The 20,434-nt window shown below is 64.1% G+C and carries 18 protein-coding genes; 4 read left to right on the top strand and 14 right to left on the bottom strand.

Going from position 1 to position 20,434, the window contains the following annotated elements; translation table 11 throughout:
- The 6 genes from Q0L57_RS20785 to Q0L57_RS20760 form a co-directional block, all read right to left on the bottom strand.
- Nucleotides 1–379, bottom strand: a 379-nt coding sequence (locus tag Q0L57_RS20785) for an RDD family protein (RefSeq protein ID WP_296744913.1), incomplete at its 3' end; no start/stop codon positions are given.
- Nucleotides 366–1,382, bottom strand: coding sequence for a stage II sporulation protein M (locus Q0L57_RS20780; RefSeq protein WP_296744912.1), 1,017 nt, complete (start codon nt 1,380–1,382; stop codon nt 366–368). The genes Q0L57_RS20780 and Q0L57_RS20785, both read right to left, overlap by 14 nt.
- Nucleotides 1,379–2,680 (bottom strand): DUF58 domain-containing protein, encoded by a 1,302-nt coding sequence (locus tag Q0L57_RS20775; RefSeq protein WP_296744911.1) that lies wholly within the window; start codon nt 2,678–2,680, stop codon nt 1,379–1,381. The genes Q0L57_RS20780 and Q0L57_RS20775 overlap by 4 nt, the downstream gene beginning before the upstream one ends.
- On the bottom strand, nt 2,677–3,633 hold the full coding sequence (locus Q0L57_RS20770; protein ID WP_296744910.1) for a MoxR family ATPase: 957 nt from the start codon (nt 3,631–3,633) through the stop codon (nt 2,677–2,679). The genes Q0L57_RS20775 and Q0L57_RS20770 overlap by 4 nt, the downstream gene beginning before the upstream one ends.
- The gene (locus Q0L57_RS20765; RefSeq protein ID WP_296744909.1) at nt 3,620–4,831 is read right to left on the bottom strand and encodes a DUF4350 domain-containing protein; all 1,212 of its coding nucleotides are present in this window, start codon (nt 4,829–4,831) and stop codon (nt 3,620–3,622) included. Before Q0L57_RS20765 ends, Q0L57_RS20770 begins: the two co-directional genes overlap by 14 nt.
- Nucleotides 4,828–5,460, bottom strand: coding sequence for a DUF4129 domain-containing protein (locus tag Q0L57_RS20760; RefSeq protein ID WP_296744908.1), 633 nt, complete (start codon nt 5,458–5,460; stop codon nt 4,828–4,830). Before Q0L57_RS20760 ends, Q0L57_RS20765 begins: the two co-directional genes overlap by 4 nt.
- A 150-nt stretch (nt 5,461–5,610) precedes the next feature.
- Between Q0L57_RS20760 and Q0L57_RS20755 the strand changes: the two genes are divergently transcribed.
- The 3 genes from Q0L57_RS20755 (at nt 5,611) to Q0L57_RS20745 (ending at nt 8,450) form a co-directional block, all read left to right on the top strand.
- The gene (locus Q0L57_RS20755) at nt 5,611–6,393 is read left to right on the top strand and encodes a hypothetical protein (protein WP_296744907.1); all 783 of its coding nucleotides are present in this window, start codon (nt 5,611–5,613) and stop codon (nt 6,391–6,393) included.
- A 401-nt stretch (nt 6,394–6,794) separates the two neighbouring features.
- Nucleotides 6,795–7,658 carry a hypothetical protein gene (locus Q0L57_RS20750; RefSeq protein ID WP_296744906.1) on the top strand — a complete coding sequence of 288 codons (864 nt, stop codon included), beginning with the start codon at nt 6,795–6,797 and terminating at the stop codon, nt 7,656–7,658.
- Nucleotides 7,659–7,688: 30 nt separating this feature from the next.
- Nucleotides 7,689–8,450 carry a hypothetical protein gene (locus Q0L57_RS20745; protein WP_296744905.1) on the top strand — a complete coding sequence of 254 codons (762 nt, stop codon included), beginning with the start codon at nt 7,689–7,691 and terminating at the stop codon, nt 8,448–8,450.
- A gap of 35 nt (nt 8,451–8,485) precedes the next feature.
- On the opposite strand, the gene Q0L57_RS20740 is transcribed toward Q0L57_RS20745, so the two are convergent.
- The 4 genes from Q0L57_RS20740 to Q0L57_RS20725 all read right to left on the bottom strand — a co-directional run bounded on the left by Q0L57_RS20740 (nt 8,486) and on the right by Q0L57_RS20725 (nt 13,930).
- Nucleotides 8,486–10,171: a tetratricopeptide repeat protein gene (locus Q0L57_RS20740; RefSeq protein ID WP_296744904.1), complete on the bottom strand. Its 1,686-nt coding sequence runs from the start codon at nt 10,169–10,171 to the stop codon at nt 8,486–8,488.
- A 98-nt stretch (nt 10,172–10,269) separates the two neighbouring features.
- Nucleotides 10,270–11,394, bottom strand: a complete 1,125-nt coding sequence (locus tag Q0L57_RS20735) for an FAD-binding oxidoreductase (protein WP_296744903.1) — start codon at nt 11,392–11,394, stop codon at nt 10,270–10,272.
- Between the two features lie 79 nt (nt 11,395–11,473).
- Nucleotides 11,474–12,988 carry an amino acid ABC transporter permease/ATP-binding protein gene (locus Q0L57_RS20730; RefSeq protein WP_296744902.1) on the bottom strand — a complete coding sequence of 505 codons (1,515 nt, stop codon included), beginning with the start codon at nt 12,986–12,988 and terminating at the stop codon, nt 11,474–11,476.
- A gap of 105 nt (nt 12,989–13,093) precedes the next feature.
- Nucleotides 13,094–13,930 carry an ABC transporter substrate-binding protein gene (locus Q0L57_RS20725; RefSeq protein WP_296744901.1) on the bottom strand — a complete coding sequence of 279 codons (837 nt, stop codon included), beginning with the start codon at nt 13,928–13,930 and terminating at the stop codon, nt 13,094–13,096.
- Nucleotides 13,931–14,135: 205 nt separating this feature from the next.
- On the opposite strand from Q0L57_RS20725, the gene Q0L57_RS20720 reads away from it, so the two are divergent.
- On the top strand, nt 14,136–15,230 hold the full coding sequence (locus Q0L57_RS20720; protein ID WP_296744900.1) for a LacI family DNA-binding transcriptional regulator: 1,095 nt from the start codon (nt 14,136–14,138) through the stop codon (nt 15,228–15,230).
- 82 nt (nt 15,231–15,312) lie between these two features.
- On the opposite strand, the gene Q0L57_RS20715 is transcribed toward Q0L57_RS20720, so the two are convergent.
- From Q0L57_RS20715 to Q0L57_RS20700, 4 genes are all read right to left on the bottom strand, one after another.
- The gene (locus tag Q0L57_RS20715; RefSeq protein WP_296744899.1) at nt 15,313–16,950 is read right to left on the bottom strand and encodes an ABC transporter substrate-binding protein; all 1,638 of its coding nucleotides are present in this window, start codon (nt 16,948–16,950) and stop codon (nt 15,313–15,315) included.
- 197 nt (nt 16,951–17,147) lie between these two features.
- Nucleotides 17,148–18,116, bottom strand: coding sequence for an alpha/beta hydrolase (locus tag Q0L57_RS20710; RefSeq protein ID WP_296744898.1), 969 nt, complete (start codon nt 18,114–18,116; stop codon nt 17,148–17,150).
- Between the two features lie 2 nt (nt 18,117–18,118).
- A complete protein-coding gene (locus tag Q0L57_RS20705; RefSeq protein ID WP_296744897.1) occupies nt 18,119–18,796 on the bottom strand; it encodes an isochorismatase family protein in 678 nt (225 codons plus the stop codon).
- 230 nt (nt 18,797–19,026) lie between these two features.
- On the bottom strand, nt 19,027–20,331 hold the full coding sequence (locus Q0L57_RS20700) for a Xaa-Pro peptidase family protein (RefSeq protein WP_296744896.1): 1,305 nt from the start codon (nt 20,329–20,331) through the stop codon (nt 19,027–19,029).
- Nucleotides 20,332–20,434 lie beyond the last annotated feature (103 nt).

Below are 20,434 nucleotides of genomic sequence, written 5' to 3'. Positions count from 1 at the left end.
CGCGCATCAGGTTGCGCGCGATGACCTGGTCGATGGTGAGGCCGGCGCCGCTGCGTGATGCAACGCGCACCCCGACCATCCGCTTACCCGGCGTCGCGGCGCGGCGTCCTGCCTCGAAGGCGATGAAGTAGACGTTGCGCAGCAGGAAGATGAAGATGATCCAGACGATGAACAGCGGCTCGGCGTCCTTCACACCAAGCCCGCCCAGGCCGAAGATCGCGACGAGGCTGATCACGATCGCCGCGACGACGATGATCACCACGTCGAGCAGGAACCCTGAAGCGCGCGTCCCGGCATCCGCCAGTTTCACGCGCAGGTCCACGCCCTCGGGCGTGACGAGCGGACGGATGAGCGCGGCGGGGTTTCTAGCCGTTGCCATGCCGCACCATCCGGAACAGGTAGAAATAGCAGATCCAGAACGCCAGCATGCCGCCGCCGACCGAATAGCGGACGAGGTCGCTGGTTATGGTCTGGCGGCCGATGCCTTCGAGCAGGCCGGCGAACAAGAGCATCACCGCGACGCCGACCATGGCGGTCGCCGCCGTTCGTCCTGCCTTTGCCGCGGCGGCCATGCGCGTCAGTTCGCCGGGAAAGGCGATGCTGGTGCCGATGCGCATGCCGGCGGCGGCCGCGATCGCGATGGCAAACAACTCCGTCGTGCCGTGGATCGACAGCCAGCCGCCGAGTTCGAAGCCCAGTCCCTTGGCGGCGTAGATCTGGAATATCGCGCCCAGCATGCAGCCATTCATCAGGATGAGCAGCACGCTCGGCACCGCGAAGGCGAAGCCCAGCGCGAAGGCCAGGATCGCCACCTGCGTGTTGTGGGTGAACAGATAGGCGGCGAAGCCCGAGAGGAAATGGTCGCCGCCGCCATAGAGCACGCTGCGCAGCATTTCCGCCGAGGAATCCGGATTGCGCCCGCCGGCGAGGCTCGGCGCGATGATGGCGTCGTACCAGCGCTTGTCGGAGGCGACCAGCCAGTAGCCGGCGATGGCGCCGACCACCGTGAGCAAGACCGACACCCATACCTCACGCCACAAATCGCGGATCGCCGCTGGCCAGTCGCGCAGGAAGAAGTCGCCGATGCGTGTCCGCAAGGATCTTCGCGCGCCGTAGAGGTAGAAATAGCCGCGCAGGCAGAGCGCTTCGAGATAGGCGATCAGCGCGCTGTCGAGCGAGGTGGCGCGCGCCACCGAAAGCGAGGACAGCGCCGAGCGGTAGAGGAGTGGAAGAGACAGCAACTCGTCTTCCGACAGCGCGCGCGGCGCCCGCTTCTCGACGCGGGCGAGCAGCGCCTCGAACGCCTTCCAGTCCCCCTCGCGCTCCTGGCGGAAGCTTGCCAGCGACTGGCGGACGGCATCGGCACCGGCGGACAGCGTCATAAGAGGTTCTCCTCCTTGAGCTGGATATAGCGCTCGACCAGCGCCGGGCCGAGCCGCTGATGGTCGGCCTCGATGACATGCGCACCGAGCAGTCGTAGACGGCCGATCACCACTTGCCGCTGCCTGAGCAGGTCGCCGGCGGTCACCGAGCGGGCGACATCCTCGGGCGCGGCGGGCGCCATGTCGGCCAGCGTCTCAAGCTCGACATCCTTCATCAGCATGAACAGCACCAGATGCCGCTCGGTCAGCCGGCCGACGGTGCGCAGCATCAGCTCGGCGCTGATCGGATCGACGAAATCGGTGAAGACGATGACCAGCGAGCGTCGGTCGAGCCTGGCCGCAAGCGTCGTCAGCGCCAGGGTGAAATTCGTCTCCTCGGTGGAATAGTCGATCTCGGCCGCGCGCTTCTGCAGCATGGTGAAGCTTGGCGAGCCGCGCACCGCGCCGCTGGAGACCCGTGGCCTGGCGTCGAAGGAGAACAGGCTGACGAGGTCGCCGCCCTTCAACGCGATGAAGGCTGACAGGAGTGCCGCCGTCACGGCGCGGTCGACCTTCGGCACACCGTCGACCGGCTCGCACATGAGCCGTCCACTGTCGATGGCCAAGACGATGTTGTTGTTTTCCTCAATGCGGAATTCGCGCGCCAAGAGCTTGCCGTGGCGGGCGCTGCGTTTCCAGTCGATCATGCGCCGGCCCATGCCCGGCTGGTAATCCTTCAGCGCCTCGAATTCGCGGCCCTGGCCGGCGCGCCGTTGCGCATGGCCGTCGGCAAGGGCGGAGCGTTGCAGAAGCGTGATCGCCTCGTCGCGCGCGCTGCTGACGTCGGGCAGCACCGCCACCTTGCGGTCCATCGGCAGCACCACCTGGTTCCAGACCAGTCCGAACGGTCCCTGCCAGCGCAGCCACAGCCGGTCGAAACCGGCGATGCCGCGCCGGATCGCGTCGAATTCGAGGTCGAGCGTGCCGTTCCCGCCCAGTGCCCCGCCCGTGCCGTTGACCGGCGCCAATCTCTGGTCATGGCCGACGCGCGCCTGCAACCGTCGCGGCCGCGCGCCGAGGCTGGCCGCGACGTGGAGCGTGAATCGCCCGCCGACGCCGACCTGCGGCGGCGCGCTCAGCGTAGCGCTGAGCGAGGCGCGCCCGCGTCCCGCGGCAGCATCGACCGCCAGGAAGGCGAGCAGAACGCAGATCCACAGCAGGCCGAGATACCAGACATGCGGCAGCGCGAGCGCGATCAGGAAGGCAGGGATCGCCCCCGCAGCCGCTGCCCACACTGCTCTGCCGCTCGGATAGATCAACGCGGCGCTTCCGTCTGGTCGACGAGGTCTGAGACGATCTGCTCCACCAGACGCCCGTCGATCTGCGCCGCCGGCGAGAGGATGACGCGGTGGCGCAGGGCCGGCACGGCCAACGCCTTGACGTCGTCCGGGATCACGTAATTGCGGCCGTCGAGCGCTGCCCTTGCCCGCGCGGCCCTTGCCAGCATCGCGCCCGCGCGCGGGCTGGCGCCGACCTCGAGGTCCGGGCTTTCACGCGTGCCGCGCACAAGCGCGGCGATATAGCCGACGACGTCGTCGACCAGCGTCACGTCGCCCACCGTGGCCAGCGCCGCTTCGAGCGTGGCGCGGTCGGTCTGCGCCTCGATGCCATACTGCTCGATGTCGTGCGAGGCCGAGCCGCCGCCGTGATGGACGATGATGGCGCGTTCTTCCTTGAGGTCGGGATAGCTCACCCGGTGCTTGAACAGGAAGCGGTCGAGCTGCGCCTCGGGCAGGGGATAGACACCCTGGTGCTCGATCGGGTTCTGCGTCGCCACCACCATGAAATTGTTGCCGAGCGGATGCGTGGTGCCGTCGAAGGTGACGGCATGTTCCTGCATGGCTTCCAGAAGCGCGGCCTGCGTCTTCGGCGGCGTGCGGTTGATCTCATCGGCAAGCAGCAGGTCGCAGAAGATCGGGCCGCGCGTCAGCGTGAACTTCCCGGTCTGGAAGTTGTAGATGTTTGAGCCGACGATATCCCCCGGCATCAGGTCGGGCGTGAACTGGATGCGCCCATAGGCGACGCCCAGCGCCTGGGCGAAGCAGCGCGCGGTCATGGTCTTGGCGGTGCCGGGCGGGCCCTCCAGCAGGATATGCCCGCCGGCGAACAGCGCCGTCAGCATCAGGTCGACCGTGTCGCGCTGCCCGGTGATCGCTTTCGCCACCTCCAGCCTGATCGCGCTCGCCAGGGATTTTACTTCATCGACGTTCACCAAGCCTCCTTGCCGTCCAGTCATGCAGCTCTTGCGCTGCTTGATGCATTGCGGCCAAATTGTTGGAATCGTTCACTGCCTTGAACCGGGCGGTAAAGCTGTGCGCTTCACCCTTGTCGCGTGAATCGAGCCAGCGGTCGAGCGGCTCGCCTTGCAGTCCCTGCGGCGCGCCGAGCAGCGCGCCGGCGCGTTGTCGCATCAGCGCCGCGTAGCGGTCGCCGAGCCCTTGCAGTCGTCCCGCGCGCTTGAGCAGCATGGCGGTGGTGTCGACCAGCGCCCGCTTGCCGAAGGCGATGGCGCGGCCTTCCGCGCGTGGCGGGCCGAACCGGCCGAGCCCGTGCAGGAAGGCGAGGGCCGCCGCCGCCAGGACCGACAGCGTCAACGCCAGGAACGGCGGCTCGACCAGAAGCTTGGCGAGATCGTAGTTCCGGCCGATGCCGTCCACGGTCAGGTCGAACATCACCGCGCCCTTGGCGGGTTCGAGCATGGCGATCAAGTCGAGCGCGGCGGCCGCCTTTTGCGGATCCCTCAACGCCGCGTTGTTGATGAGATCGGGGTCGGTGAGGATATAGAAAGGCTCGTCGTCGAGTTCCGTGAGAACGGCTTTGCCGTCGCCGGCCGCGATCAGCGGATGTTCGTCGGCTACCCATTGCAACTCGTCGGGGACGGCGATCTTGCGGCCTCCCACCTCGATCTGATCGACCGTCGGCTTGCCTTCGCCGAGCTTCGCCTTGGCGAGACGGCCGAGCCAGTCATTGACCACCGTATTCGGCAGCCGCTCGAGCTTCATCTCCCAGCCTTCATGATCCGGCTGCGGGAACGTGACCCATTTGGGCAGCACGAACAGCGTGTCCTTGCCTGAGCGGAGCTTGACGATGCGCTCGAGCGCCGCCGGGTCGCTATCCGGCGCGATGGTGACGATCAGCAGGAAGGAGGATGCCGGGCCGGACACCAAGGCCTTCTCGCTGCGCACCATGGGCGGCGCCTGTTCATTGGTGATCTTCAGCCATTCGACCAGCCCGGCATAGCCGGTGCCGCCCTTGGAAAGTGGCGTTGCGCCCGTCGGCTGGCGGAAATCGGGCGCATAGGTCGACAGCAGAAAGAACCCAGCCGCGGCGAGCAGGCTGGCGAAGATGCCCCAGAACAGTGTCCTGCGGCTGAACGGTTCCTGCGTCGCATCGGCGGCCCCCGCGCTCATGCCCAGGCATCCCGGAAGGCAAAGCGCTCATAGGCGCCGCGCGCTTGTTGCCAGCCCTCGGCTCCGACCGGACGGCGCGCAAACAGAGCGGCCTCGACGATGCGCGCGATCTCGCTGAAAGCAGTGCGCGGTCGGGTCGGGATCGAACCGGCGGCGGCGATGTCGCGCGCGGTCAGCGACGGGCGCAGGAAATCGGGCAGGCGGGTGGCGATGTCGGCCACGCTGCGGCGAAGCAGCAGATGCACCGCCTCGTCATATTCGCCGCGCGCGGCGAGCGCGTCGGCCTCGGAAAGCAGGATCTGCGCCGCGCCTGCGTCCGGACGCCATTCTTCCTTCTCCTCGGCTTCCTTGCGCATACGCCGCCATGGCAGGCGCCAGGCCACGCCCTTCGCTTCGAGGACGAGCAGAAGCGCGATGATGGCGACGCCGACGATCACCGCGCCCCAGAACAGGTAGATCATGTAGGGGCCGATCTTCGCCAGGGCCTCCAGCAGCGGCTTGAGCCATTCCGGCGGCTCCGGCCGCACGATGCTGGGCAGGTCGAACTGGATCGAATCGTCCGCCACAAGCTGCTTGTGCATCTTCGCCAGCCATTCGGCGTCGGATGTGCCCGGCTGTGCGACTGTCACCCGCTCGCTCCCCCTGCAACCTGCGGTTCGATGTCGACACTGGCAATACGCCATGACAATTGCAAGTGCACTGGACGCGGCGCTGCAATCTTGGCAAATTTACTTTGAAGTCCAGCAATGGGAAGCAGCTGTGACTCGGGGAAAAACATCATGACCACTGCGACACTGGGACGACCCGGCCGGTTCGAGATCGGCAGGGTGTTCAACAGCACTTTCGGCGTGATTGGACGCAACATCGGACTTTGCGTCGGCCTCGCACTGTTGTTTTCAGGCTTGCCTGCACTGATCATCAGGCTTTGGACCCAGCCGCAGATCGATGCGATGCTCCACCACGATCCGGGCACGATGGTCGACCCAAGTGCCGCGCTTCGCAATTCCTATGTCACAATCGTCGCCAGCTTGCTCTCATTCATCTGCGCGCTGTTGCTGCAGTCGGCGCTGGTGCGGGCAACCATCGAGGATCTCAATGGCAAGCAGCCTTCCTTCGGGGACTGCATACAGATCGCGGTCCGGTTCATATTGCCGACGCTTGCGATCGGCCTGCTTGTCGCGCTTGGCGCCGGCCTTGCCGCGATTGCCCTGTTTGTGCCGGGCATCATCCTTTGGCTGGGCTGGTCGATGTCGGTACCGGTCCTGATCCAGGAGCGCCAGGGCGTGTTCGGTTCGATGTCGCGCAGCCGGGCCCTGACGAAGGGCAGCCGCTGGTCCTTGTTCGGCCTGTTCCTCATCCTGCTGATTGTCGCGTGGGTCATTCAGTGGGGCATGTTGCTGCTGCTCGTGTTTTTCGGCGGCATAGTCGCCGTGGCCGGAGCCGCGCTGGTGCAGACGGTGGTGTCGATGGTGCTGTCGATTGCCACTGCGGTCAGCTATGTAGAACTGCGCCAGGCCAAGGAAGGCGCCAGCATCGACGAACTGGCGCGGATATTCTCGTAGACGTCAGGTCGATTTTCCGCGGGGGTGCTTTCGCGTGCCGCTAAGTCTGCGTGAAATTGCTGAATCGGAGACGGCGGCTTCGTCATGGGTCGCAGCGTCGAATCCGGAGAAGTTCCGGATTGCGAGGGTTCTGAGCGAAAGCTTTGCACTCATCGGCCGCAACGCGGGTTCTTGCTTCTGGCTAGGCGTCATCCTCTTTGGCCTGCCGAGAGTAATCTTCGCACTCCTTGAGCCGCTTATAGAGAGCTATGGCGCCCATGACTGAGAGCAGCTGGATCTGACTTTTTGCTCTTCCGGCTCGGCACGGCAAGGCAATTGCAAGCTTGCCCGGCGCCAAGTATCAATATCGGGGGAATTCTACTTTTTGACTTCATATATCAATAAGCAGGGGGAGATGTAGTATGGCAGCGATCGCGAGCGACCGCCGGGAAAGATTCCGCATCGGCCGTGTATTCGGCAATACATTTTCGGTTATCGGCCGCAGCTTCGGCCCGCTCGCCGGCATCGTAGGGCTTTTTTCGACGCTGCCCGCATTGGTCTACAACTATTGGAATTTCAGCCGGCTCGCCGGCCTGCCGGCGGGGGGCGTTGCCGCAATGGAACGTTCGGCCATGGCCAGCTACGGGATTATCTCGCTGATTGCCGCGCTGGTGATTTTCATGCTGGCCTTTCTCGCCCAAGCGGCGCTGGTGCGTGCGACGGTCGAGGATTTGAACGGCAAGCGCCCGGCGGTCGGCGACTGCGTACAGGTAGCACTGCGCAGTTTCTTGCCCGCGCTTGGTATAGGCGTCGTGGTCTTTCTCGCCATGGTATTGGCCGGCTTCGTCATGGTTATGATCGCGTCGCTCATACCATTCATCGGATGGCTCATCGGACTTGCGATACTGATCGCCGCAGCTATCTGGGTGCTTAGCATCTCGGTCGCGATACCTGTCGTGGTTCAGGAGCGGGACGGTGTGTTCGGCTCCATATCGCGCAGCCGAGCCCTCACCAAGGGCAGTCGCTGGTCGATTTTCGGGCTGTTTCTGATCATTGGCGTCATAGCGGTTGTCATCCAGGGAGGTTTCTCTCTGCTGTTCGGGCTTGTGGTCGCCTCCACCGGCGGTATCTCCGCCACCGGCGTTGCAGTCGGCGCCATTGGAAGCAGCCTGGTATCGACGATCTTTTCTACGGTGGTTTCGGTGGCGATCGCGGTTACCTATGTCGAGTTGCGTCAGGTCAAGGAAGGCACCAGCGTCGAGGGATTGGCGGAAATCTTCTCGTAGCGATGGCACGACGGGAAAGGGGACACGATCATGGCGTCTGTGGCGCTAAACACAGGTGAGCGGTTTCGCATCGGTCGCGTATTCAACGAAAGCTTCGCTATCATCGGGCGCAACTTGCCGCTGTGTCTTGGCTTGGGGGCTGCATTCCACGCTCTGCCGAGATTTGCGGCATGGCTTTGGTATGTGAAGAGCGGCGCGGGCCAGCATTCGTTTCAGGCGTTTGTTATTCAGCATCCGCTCGTGTCCATCCTAGCCGTGCCGCTCTATCTGGTTCTCACGGTAGTTCTTCAGACGTCTCTCATCCGTGCCACTATTGTGGACTTGCGTGGTGAAAAGCCCGACTTCTCGGATTGCTTCGGCTTCGCACTGGCACTGTTGTTTCCGATTCTCGGCCTCTCGTTGCTGGCGACGGCTGGCATCGCAATCGGTATGGTTCTGCTGATCGTGCCGGGTATCCTCCTAACGGTTCGTTGGGCGGTCGCGATGCCGGTCCTTATCCAGGAAAGACGGGGGATTCTCGACAGCATGTCGCGCAGTCGAGACCTGACCAGCGGAAGTCGCTGGGCGCTGCTCGGGCTCTGGCTGATGCTCATTGCCGCGAATGTAATGACGGGTCTGGTAATCAACCACGTCGCCATCCCCTTGAACGTGACATTCGGGCTGCTGGCGGATGCGACGGTCAGGGCGGCCATCCTGGTCTTCTCGTCTGTCGCCAACGCGGTCAGCTATGCTGAATTGCGCCGGACCAAGGAAGGCACCAGCGTCGATGAACTGGCGAAAATCTTCTCCTAAGACGCGCCGTATGTCCCGATGTGCGTCTACCCGATTCAATCACAGCAGCAATCGCCCGCTTCCACGCTCGTCCTGCACAGGCATGACGACGTGATCGGCACGTCTGCCTTGGCAATCGCTATCGCAAGCTTCGCCTGCAGCCCCGGCAATTCATCTTTCTCGCCGCGCCGCTTCAGGCATTCCGCCAATCCATGTAACGCCCAGACATTATCGGGATGTTGGGCGCAACGCTGCACCGCGCTGCTCAAGCCCAGATCGTCGCGGTAGACCTGCTCGGCTTCCGTCGCATGGCCCTGGTCGAGCAGCAGTGCGGCCAGCGCATGGCGCGGCGGGTGCATCCACGCCCACGGCTCGGTGTATGAGAGGTTGTCGTCGAGTTCGACGGCGCGGCGCAGGTACTTGTAGGCTTCGTCGTGCCGTCCCTGGTGATAGGCGAGCTCGCCGTCGAGCAGTGCCGCGCCGACTGCCAGCGACGCGCGCGTCGGGTTGCTGAGGAATCGACGCTCCGGCGAAATCGCCTCGATTTGCCGGCTAAATAGCTCGCGCTGACGTTCCGCATCGGCGAATTCGAGCAGCGTCGCATGCGCCACGCCCTTGGCGTAATGCTGCATGGCTGTGGTCAAAACATAGAGTTCCGGCTCGGCTACGATCGGCTCGTCGACGATCTCGCGCCAGCGGCCGAAGCGCACCTGAACATGCGACCGCATCGCGTGATAACCCTCGACGGTCTGCGTCAGCTTCGGCCGGTCGGGGATGCTTACGACATCGCGTGTCACCAGGCTGCGCACCTTGTCGGCCGCCCACAGCGCCGGGCGGTACTGGCCAAGGAACATGCAAGTGAACATCATCAGATGCAGGTCGTGGCAGCAGCCGAGCAGGTAGTAGGTCGGCTCGCCGGCATAGGCGAGGTAGAGGTCGTTGGCCCGCACCGCCTTCTCGCTGGCGATCCTGGCCTTTTCGTATTCGCCGCAAAGCACATGGATATGACCAGGCATATGGTTCATGTGGCCGGCATCGGGGCACATGGTGCCGAGCCGCTCCGCCGAGCGAATGCCGCGCTCCGGCTGGGTCGACATTTCGAGCAGATGGATGTGGAGATGCAGGATCGCCGGATGCGGTGTTTCGCCCGCTTCGTCCGAGATCCGGATCGAGCGCTCGCAGATATTCAGCGCTTCCAGCACGTCCGAATTCGGCGCCGGCTCGCCGGTCTTGAGGTTCCACAAGCGCCTCACCGTTCGCATCATTAGCGCCTCGACCGCCAGCGCCATCACGTCATGGTCGTCGGGAAACTCGCGATAAACCTGCCGCATCGCCGCGGCGTAGGCGTCGTCCCATTTTTCGAAATCTGCGGCGCTTACTCCATGCGGCTGCTGGAAGCGGACCGCCAGCGCCTCGATCAGCCGCCGTTCGACGGTGCTTGCAGTCGCCGCGCCGGCGCGCGCCATTTGCACATGCTCGAAGCAGCGTTTGGCCGCGCGGTTCGCCTCGTCCTTGCCGTGCTCCTTCCAGGTCAGGTTGTAGAAGGGCCCGGCCGCATAGGCGATGCCCCAATGCACGAAGGCGCAAGCTGGGTCGGTCTCCAGCGCCTTCTCGAAGCATTTGATGCCTTCCTCATGATTGAAGCCGTAGCACCAGTTCAGTCCGATATCGAACCAGCGCTGCGTTTCGGCCGAGGATGTGGAAATAGGGCGGCGGTAGGTGCCGAGGTCGAAATGATCCATGCCTGACTGCTTCTCGCATTCCGCACCGGCGTGAAGAGCCGGCGCGGTGCAATCTGTGCTGAAATGCCCTAGCTTGGCAAACAGCTTTCAGCCGGTGGTCAGTTATCGAAACGGGTAGGCCGAAACGGCTCGAGCAACGCACTCGGCTTCCCGCTGACGATCTCGCCCGCCAGCAATTCGCCCATCACCAGGCCAAGCGTCGCGCCGCTGTGGCTGAACACCACGTGGTAGCCGGGAATGCCGGTCAATTGGCCGACGACCGGCTCGCCATCCGCTGGAATCGGCTTCGGCCCCATGTGGTGGCTTTCGAGTTCGAGCGCCGGATTGGCCTCCAACACGTTCGAGGCCTCTTGCAGCAGCCGCTTGATCGTCGACGGCTTCGCTTCGTAGCTGCCGTCGTCGTGGACGATCACTTCTTCCTCGGACCAGGCGGAGTCGAGCGCGAAGGCGCCGTTCGGTGTTGGCCGGATAGCGACACGCGGGGTGTTCAGCACGGCGCGCAGCGGGTGCTGGATCGGCTTGCTGAACACGAGCAGCGCTCGCGTCGTTCCATCGCCGATGCGCTTGCCGACCTTCGCTGCCATGCCAGGCACCGCCGGACCAGTGGCCACAACCACGGCGTCGGCATCGAAGATTTGACCGGAGGCGGTCCTCACAGCGCTGGCGCGACCGTTGGCGAGGATGACCTCGGCGGCGTCGGCGTCGGTCACGACCCGCCCGCCGCGTTCTCGAAACTCCTTCAGAAGCAGGTCGATGAGCGAAGGCAGGTCGACCCAGCCTTCGCCGGCATTGAAGATCGCGCCCTGGGGAGACACCGCGCTCGCGTCGACGCCAGGCGTGACGGCGGCGATGTCGCGGGGCCCGAGCAGCTGTGTCCGGTAGCCGATCGACTGCTCGTGGCGGAAGATTTCCGCTATCTGGTTGGTGGCGTCGTCGGCGTCCCAGGTGAGACCGCCGTCGAAGCGCAGCCATCGACCGCAATCCTGCGCCGCTGCCAATGCCTTGTAGCGCTCGATGCCTTGAATGCGCAGCGCGTGGTACGCCGCCGAGCGCTTTCGCGCCGAGTTGAGCCAGGCGAGCGAGCGCGACGATGCGCCGTTCGCGACCGGGCCATCATTGACGATGGTCGTGTTCGCGCCGAGCCGGGCAAGATGGACGGCGGTCGAGACGCCGAAGATGCCGCCGCCGATGACGACGACCTTGGGTGCGGATTTATCAGTCATGAACGCAGCTTTCGATTGTCAGAAGGAGTTGGGTTGTGGCGCGTGCGCTGAGCCCGCGCGGCCGATGGGGCGGGGCCGCTCAGAGCACCTCCGCCAGGAATTGCTTGAGCCGGGGGCTCTTCGGCCTGTCGAAGACCTCGGCTGGAGAGCCGACCTCGACGATGCGACCTTCGTCCATGAAGGCGACCTGGTCGGCCACCTTGCGGGCAAAGCCCATCTCGTGGGTGACGACAATCATGGTCATGCCGCGCCGGCCGAGATCGGCCATCAGGTTGAGAACACCCTTGACGAGTTCGGGATCGAGCGCGCTGGTCACCTCGTCGAACAGGATGACTTCGGGATCCATGGCGAGCGCGCGTGCGATCGCCACGCGTTGCTGCTGGCCACCCGAAAGGCGGCTCGGCCTGTAGTCCGCGCGCGCGGCAAGGCCGACTTCGGTGAGGCGCGCTTCGGCCAGGCGCCTTGCCTTGCTCTCGGCCATGCCTTTGATCTTGGTCAGCGCCAGCTTGACGTTCTCGATCGCGGTATGGTTCGGGAACAGATTGAAGTGCTGGAAAACCATGCCGACCCGCCTGCGCAGCTTCTCCGGCCGCATGGCAAGAATGCTTTCGCCGTCGAGCAGCACATCGCCGGCTCTCGGTTCGACAAGGCGGTTGAGGCAGCGCAGCAGCGTCGACTTTCCTGAGCCGGACGGGCCGATTATGCAGGTGACCGTGCCCGGTTCCACCTTCAGCCGGATCTGCTTGAGTACCTGCAACTCGCCATAGGCCATGTCGAGGTCCCGCACCTCGAGACTGCCGGCCTTGATGGATGGTTCCGTCGCCGTCCTGCCGACCGAGTCCTTCAGTTCGCCGACCTCGACGAGGCCGCTGACCACGCCGCCGGCCTTCTGCCTACCGAGGCGCAGGCGGTAATCGATGGTGTTGACCACATGGGTCAGTGGCACGGTGATGATGAGATAGAACACGCCCGCCAGAAGCAGCGGCGACAGATTGCCGGTGACCACAGCCTGGTCCTGGCCGATGCGGAATATCTCACGTTCGGAAGCAAGCAGGCCGAGAAAGTAGACGAGGCTGGAATCCTTGACGTTGCCAATGAACTGGTTGACCAGCGCGGGAAGCACGCGGCGCACGCCCTGCGGGACCACGATTAGCCGCATGCCCTGGCCGTAGCTCATGCTCAGTGCGCGGCACGCTTCCATCTGGCCGCTTTCAACGCTCTGGATGCCGGAGCGGAAGATCTCGCCGATATAGGCGCCGGCGATCAGGCTGAGTGCCAGGATGCCGAGCGGGTAGGGGGAGGGACCAAAGATCTCTCGCCCGATGCGGGCAAAGCCCTGGCCGATCAAGAGGATGGTGAGGATAGCGGGCAGGCCGCGAAAAATGTCGGTGTAGACGCGTGCCGGGATCCGCAGCCACGCCGAGCGGGAGATGCCCATCACCGCAAGGACCATCCCGATCAGGATGCCGAGCACGGTGGAGGCGGCGGCTAGGATGAGTGTGTTCTTCAGGCCGACCGTCAACAGCGACGGCAGCACCGACGCCATTGCGTCCCAGTCAAAGAAGCTGCGTTGAAGATTTGCGAGCCAGTCCATCCGCCAACCTGCCTTGCGAGGCGGCGCAACCGCCGCTCGCGCGATCGTTCATGACATGCCTGAAAATAGGGCCGCCGGCATTCGCGCCGGCGGCCAAGCGCGGTTTCAGTTCTTCTTGGGGAGGTATTGGTCGGGCATGGGCGATCCGGGGAACCACTTCTGGTAGAGGTCGCGCCAGGTGCCGTCCTGCATGGCCTCGTGGATGCCCTTGTTGAGCGCCTCGCGGAACGCGTCATTGCCCTTGCGCACGACGAAGCCGGCCGGGGCGTCGAACGACGGGATGTTGACGGCGATCTTCAGGCCCGGATAGCGTTCGCCATATTGTTTTGCGGCCTCATAGTCGAGGAAATGACCGTCGATCGTGCCGTTGTTGAGCGCTGCGATGGCGGAGTTGTTGTCGGGGAATTTCACCAGGTCGGTGTTCTTGAAATTCTTGGTCGCGTAGATTTCCTGCAGCGTGCCCTGGACGACGCCGAGCCGCTTGCCGGCGAGGCCTTCAGCCGAGGTGATCTTCGGGTCGGACGTCAGCACCGACAGATATCCGGCGAGATAGCCGTCGGAGAAATCGACCGTCTGCTTGCGCTTCTCCGTCGTGCCGATGGCCGCGACCGCCACATCGAAGCGCTGATTGGCGACCGAAGGCATCAGCGCCGAGAATTCCTGGCCGGTGAAGGTCACCTGTTCCGGCTTGAAGCCCATGCGGCCGACCACATTGAGGAAGAATTCGAGATCGAAACCGGTGAACTTGCCGTCGGCGGTGGTGAAAGCATACGGCTTGGCGTCGCCCATCGTGCCGACGCTGATCGTCTTGGGGTCGATGAGATTGTAGGGATTGTCCGCCGCCCATGCCTTGGGCAGGGAGAGCGCGGCAAGCGCGATTGCGAAGAAGACTGAGCCGATGCGTCGGCGACGGCCCGCGGTGAAAAGACCTCTGATGTCCATGGTGTTCTCCACTCTGAAGATCGGTCCGCGGTGTGGCTGACGCCGGCAGGCGGACACGAACCAATTTTCCGAAACGGTTGCGACGCCTCCGAGCGTTCTTTTTGTTTGTGAGACCGGTCTCAAATTGCGATGAGACCGGTCTCTTGACATTTGTAGTCATAAGAAAGAGCATCCGTCAACGAAATTGCAGAGCGATTTTTCCACAATGAAACGTCCGCCCAAGGCACCTTCCATCACCGTCAGCGACGTCGCCCGGGAGGCGAAGGTTTCGAAGGCTACCGCGGCGCGCGTGCTGGGCGGCTATGGCCGGGTGAGCCAGGAGGTCCGCGACGCCGTGCTGGAAGCGGCGAAGGCGCTCGATTACCGGCCGAACGAATTGGCGCGCAGCATGACGACAGGGCGCTCGGGCAGTATCGGCGTGGTCGTCGGCGACATCGAGAACCCGTTCTTCGCGCTCGCGGTGCGTGGCATCAGCGACGCGGCGCGCCTGTCGGGCATCAACGTCATCCTGGTCAATTCGGGTGAAGAGGTCGAAGCCGAGAAGAACGCCATCCGCGTTCTGATGGCGAAGCAGGTCGACGGGCTGATCGTGACGCCTGCCCAGTCCGGGGAAATTGCGCATCTCGAGGAGATTGCGCGCTCGACCTGTCCTCTGGCCTTGCTCGATCGCGCGCTGCCGGAACTCGATGTCGATACCGTCACCGTCGATGACCGCGATGCCGCCCTGAACGCCACGCGCATCCTGACGCGAGCCGGCCATCGCAGGATCGCTTATGTCACGGCCGCGCTGTTGTCGGGCGATTTTCGCGGCGCCGAGTCGCACATCAACACCTCTACCGTACGGGAACGTATCCTGGGCTTTCTCGCGGCTTGCCGCGAAGCCGGCATAGAAGCGCCCGAGCGCAACATCCATTTTGGCAGTGGGCGGTCGGAGGGCGCCCATGCAGCAATGCACGCGCTGCTCCAGAGCCGCGACCGGCCGACGGCAATCCTGGCTTCGGACAGCGTGGTGGCGCTGGATCTGTTCAAGGCGATCAGGCAATGCGGCCTCAACATCCCGCGGGATATTTCGCTCATCACGTTTCACGATGCCGACTGGACAGGCGTGACGACGCCGCCGATCACCGTCATCGACCAGCCTGTCTATGCGCTGGGAAAATCGGTGGCCGAGTTGCTGATACGCCGCTTGAAGGGTGACGACCGGCCGTCGGAAAGGATTGTCCTGCCGACGACGATAATAGAGCGCATGTCGGTTGGCCATGCGCCGGACGAAAGCGGTCAAGCCTTCGAGAGCAACTGACGCGGACCATTGCCGGATTCGCGGCAATTTTGCCGGCGCAGCCCATTGAACCGCGCCGGCATGGGTCGCCACCCGGGAGGAATCAGCTCTCCAGCCAGACTGTCTCGAAGTGCTGCTCGAGCGCCTGGTGTTGCACGCAGCCATGCACGCCCTTGCGGTAGGTGCGGTAAACCGAGCGCCAGTAGGGCTGGATGATGATGCCCGAGTCGCGCAGGTTCTTCTCGATCTTGGCCATGATCGGCTTGCGCGCCGCCGCGTCCGGTGTTGCCAGCGCCTTGTCGAGAAGTTCGTCGAACTCCTTGTCCGAATAGGCGCTTTCGTTCCAGGCCGCCCCCGATTTGTAGGCGAGCGCCAACACCTGGACGCCGAGCGGGCGCCCGAGCCATTCCGTGCAGGAGTAGGGGAACTTGCTCCAGTCGTTCCAGAAGGTCGCCGCCGGCAGCACGGTGCGCTTGATCTTCAGGCCGGCCTCGCGGATCTGGGCGGCGATGGCATCCGCAGTGCTTTTCTGCCATTCGACGTCGACCGAGATCAGCTCATATTCATGGTCGGCCTTGCCGGCTTCGGACAGCAGCTTCTTCGCCTGCTCGGCATCGCGCTTGGCGGGGCCGATATCGGCGAATTCAGGATGCATTGGGCCCACATGGTGGTTGTCGGCGGGCTTGCCACGTCCATCCAGGCCGAGCTTCAGCACCGCCGAATTGTCGACAGCGAGCTGAGCGGCGCGGCGCACCTTGACGTCGCCGTAAGGGGCGTTGCCGACATTGAAGCGGGCGACGATGGTCGAGCCGGTGGCGATCTCGGAATTCTGCAGTCCCATCTTCTCGGTCTGGGAAACGGCATCCGACGCTGTCTCGTGGTCGGTGTCGATCTCGCCGGATTCGAAGGCCGACAGCATGGCGTTGGGGTCGGAGCCGTAGTCGATCCACTTGATGCCGTCGAGATAGAACTCGCCCTTCCACCATTTGTCCTTGCGCTTCACCTCCGCGCCGGTCTCGGCATCCCAGCTCATCAGCTCGCAGGGGCCGGTGGTGATTGCCAGCGCCTTCTTCGGATCGGCATCGCCCTCATAGGAGCGGTGCATGATCAGCGCCGGATAGTCGGCCATGCCGGCGATCAGCGAGATGTCGGGCTTGGGCAGGTTGAGCTTGATCGTGTGGTCGTCGACTTTCTGGATGCCACCGTCGACCGGCTTCTTGGTGTCGGCATTGACCAGCGCGCCCATGCGCGCGGCAACCGAATTGCCGGCGACCGAGGCATCGCACCAGCGGTTGAGGTTGTGGATCACGTCGTCGGCATTGAAGGCGTCGCCGTTCGACCATGTAATGCCCTTGCGCACGTGAAGCGTGATGGTCTTGGCATCGTCGCTGGTTTCCCAGCTTTCGAGCAGCCACGGCTCGAAGGAGAAGTCGGTGTTCCAGCGCACCAGATATTCATTGCAATGACGGGCAACGTTCGACATCTCGACGCCGTCGAAGGTGCGCGGGTCCTTGAACCCCTTGACGTTCATCGCGACGCGCAGCACACCGCCGCGCTTCGGTTCCTCGGCGCGTGCGGGTGAGGGGGCGAGCCCGCCCAAGGCAAGCGCGCCGGCGGCGCTGACGCCGAAGCCAGCCATGAGCGCCAGATATTCACGCCGGCTGATCGCGCCGCTCTTGAAATCGTCGGCAGTCGGCTTGGCTTGCGGGTGCAGTTTTCTGTCGGTCAACATGAATTTCATCGTCGTTCCCTCTTGTTGGGCGCCCGAGATCGCTGGGTGCGGGGGCGGATGCGACCGCCAGGGCGCCGTTGCCTGCGAGGGGATGATAGGTCTGCTTGCCGCAGCGAAATGTTTGATTTTCCGCAGTTCTTGTGCACTGTTCCGCACGAGGTGGACGCAGCCAATCTCCCCCCTCGTGGGGACCTCGTGGGGGGAGATTAGCGCTCAATCGCCGGCGCCAGCCTGGCAATATCCGCGATAATCCGCTCAAACGCCTCCGCCGCGCGCGGCACCGTCGGGCGCGCACGCAGGAAGCTGTGCACCAGGCGCGGCTCTTCTCGCCACGCCGCCCGCCCGCCAGCGGCAACGATCCGGTCGCGATAGGCCTCGCCATCGGACGACAGCGGATCGCACTCGGCGGTGACAATCACTGTCGGAGGCAGGCCGGAGAAATCGCGGTCCTTGAGCGGTGAGAAAGTTGGGTCCTCGGGTGGTTGGCCCGGCGCCGAACGAATGCGGCGGTAGAAGTCTATATCGGCGAGTGTGAGCAGCGGCGCTTCGGCGTGCTCCAAATAGGATCGCCCGGCCTCGTCGCCGCCAAGCCCGGGATAAATCAGCATCTGGCCGACCGCAGGCCGCGGATGGTGGCGCTTCGCCTGCGCCACCGCGGCGGCGAGGTTGCCGCCGGCGCTTTCGCCGCAGAGCACGATCGGCAGCGCGCTCGTCGCGGCCACCCATTCGAATACAGCGAGCGCATCGTAGAAGGAGGCGGGATGCGGATGTTCCGGCGCCAGCCTGTAGTCGGTCGAAATCACCTCGAGGCCTGTGCCGGCACAGATTTCGGCGCAGATGTCGTCGTGGCTGTCGAGGTCGCCGAGCACGAAGCCGCCGCCGTGATAGTAGACGACGATCGCCGCCGCGATCCCGTTTGCCACGCGGTAGCGCCGCACCGGGATGCCATGAGCGGCCGTGGCGACGAGCCCATCGCTCGTGGTCACCCCGTCAGGACGGCCCTGGTGAAACGCCACGCACATACGGTTGTAGACCGAGCGCTGCTCCGCAATGGGGGCAGCTGCGATCTCCGGCGGGTACCAGCTGTTGACCTTGTCGATATAGTCCCAGAGTTCCGGATCGAGCCGGTCGGCATATTTGCCGCGCCCGGTTGGGTCGGATCCGGTGTTGGCCATTGTCAGAGCCCGGCGTAAAGCCGGGCTGCGTTCTCGAAGGTGAAGCGCAGCGGCACGGAACCTTCCACCTGCCAGACATTCACCGTGTCGCCGGCCATCAGCCGGCAGGCGTCGAGCGTGTTGGTGACTGCGCCGCCATAGAGACGGTTGGCGAGGTTGAGGATGCCTGTCTGGTGCATGGCGGCGCTTGCGCTGCCGCAGGCATCCTTGACCAGCAGAACGCGAAAGCCGCGCGCCACCGCGTCCTTCACTGTGGCGTCGATGCAGGCCTCGGTCCACACGCCGGCAATCACCAGCCATTCGATGCCTGCGGCCTTCAGCCTGTCGGCAAAATTGTTTTTGCCGAAGGCGCTGGCTTCCTGCTTGACCAGCATCGCCTCGCCATCCTTCGGCGCCACCTCATGGCAGATCGCAGTCAGCGGGTCATCCTTGTCGGAGAAAGCCGACTTGCCGCTCGCGTCCAGCGGATGGAACGGCCGCGCCTCGGCGAGGTCGACGATATAGGCCCAGTGGTAGAGCGGCACGAAGTTGCGCCGTGCTGCCTCCTGCAGCCGTTGCACGTTGGCGAGGATGTCGGCGAAACCCTCGACCAGATAGCGCTTGTCCTTGCGATGCTCCTCCTGGAGATCGACGAATACCGCGGCCACCGTGCCGCGCCGGATGGAGATGGGAGCTTTCATTCTTAGCCTTCGTCATTCCAGGGCGAAGCGGCGTCGCGAAGACCCTGGAATCCATGCCGTTACCTTGGTCGAAGAGTGCCGCCTAGCAGAGTTCTGCACCGTGGCGTAGCCGATACGGAACGGCATGGATCCTAGGGTCTGCGCCGCGTCGCTTCGCTCCTTGCTTCGCCCTAGGATGACGACGTCACAAATGCTTCGGCCAACCTCGGAGATGCCGGTGGTTATCGAATTCAAACCTGCGGCTCCAAAAAATCATCCTCATAAGGGAAGCGCGAGAGCAACTCGGTGCCGGTCTCGGTGATCAGGATCTCGTCTTCCAGCTTGACGCCCTCGCGACCGCCTTTCTCGCCTATATAACTTTCCACGCTCACCACCATGCCTGGCACGATGATGCCGTCACGGCCGTAGGTCTCGTAATCCATCGCGTGCGCGATGAACGGTGTCTCGCCATGCATGCCGACGCCGTGCATGACCGAGGTATAGCGCTGATCGACGAAGCGGTCCGGTATCTTCCACGCCTTCTCGGCAATTTCCCGGAAAGCCATGCCGGGCTTCACGATGCCGATGTTGTGCTGCACCTGGTCACGCGCCATGCGGTAAAGCGACTTCTGGTAGGGCGTCGGCTTGCCCGGGCCGCAACGGAAAGTGCGCGAGAAGTCCGAATAATAGCCGTAGCAGCCGATCGTGTCGGTATCGAGCGCCAAAAGTTCGCCGGGCCTGATCTTGCGGCCGCTGGCCTCGTTGAACCAGGGATTCGTGCGCTGTCCGGAGGTGAGCAGCCGGGTCTCGATGAATTCGCCGCCCTGGCGGATCACCTCGCCATACATGATGGCGAACAGCTCGTTTTCCGAAACGCCGGGCTTGATGGCCTCACGAACGGCGGCGACCGCCGCCTCGGCACCGGCCATAGAGGCCAGCAGGCATTTCACTTCCTCGGGCGTCTTCACCGCACGCACGGCAAGGATTTCGCCCTGGCAGTCCCGGACCTCGCAGCCGCGCTTCTCTAGCGCCAGCGCCTGCAGATGGCTGCAGCGGTCGAGACCGAGCTTCATCGAGCCGCCGCCATGTTTCTTCAAGAGCTCGGCGATCTCGTCGGCGAACGGCCCGGCCGTCTCGTCGTCGCGGCCCGAAACCGACGACCAGACCAGCTTGGAAGGCCGCGCCTCGTCGATCGTGTCGAGCACCATGGAGACATGGTAGCTCTGCGGATATTCGAACAGCACGATCGGCCCTTCTGTCGGGATGAAGAAGTAGCGGGTCGAGTTGCGCAGGAAATAGCCGAACATGTTGCGCGAGCCGGTGGCGTAGCGCTGGTTGTAAGGGTCGAACAGCACGACGCCGCCATAGCCCGCCTCGCACATCCAGCCGCGCAGCTTGGCAAGCCGGCCCTTGCGCAATGCATCCGCGTCGATGAAGGACGGCTCGGTATCGGACAGCCACATGCCGCCGGCCGGATCGGCCGCCGCCGGGTGGCGCATACGGTCCTTGAAGTCCACGTCCTCGGTGCTGTCCGGGTCAAAAACGACGATGCTCATGGAAGGCCTCCTGTTCTCGCGAACATAGCCGGAAGAGGTTTTTGGCTTGTGCGGCGTTCCGCAGTTGTTGTGCCGGATGCCGCATCATAACTTCGTCATTCTG

Origin of the sequence: Mesorhizobium sp., from assembly GCF_024509055.1 — a bacterium.
Classification (GTDB): Bacteria; Pseudomonadota; Alphaproteobacteria; order Rhizobiales; family Rhizobiaceae; genus Mesorhizobium.
This window is presented reverse-complemented; position numbering and strand designations above follow the sequence as displayed.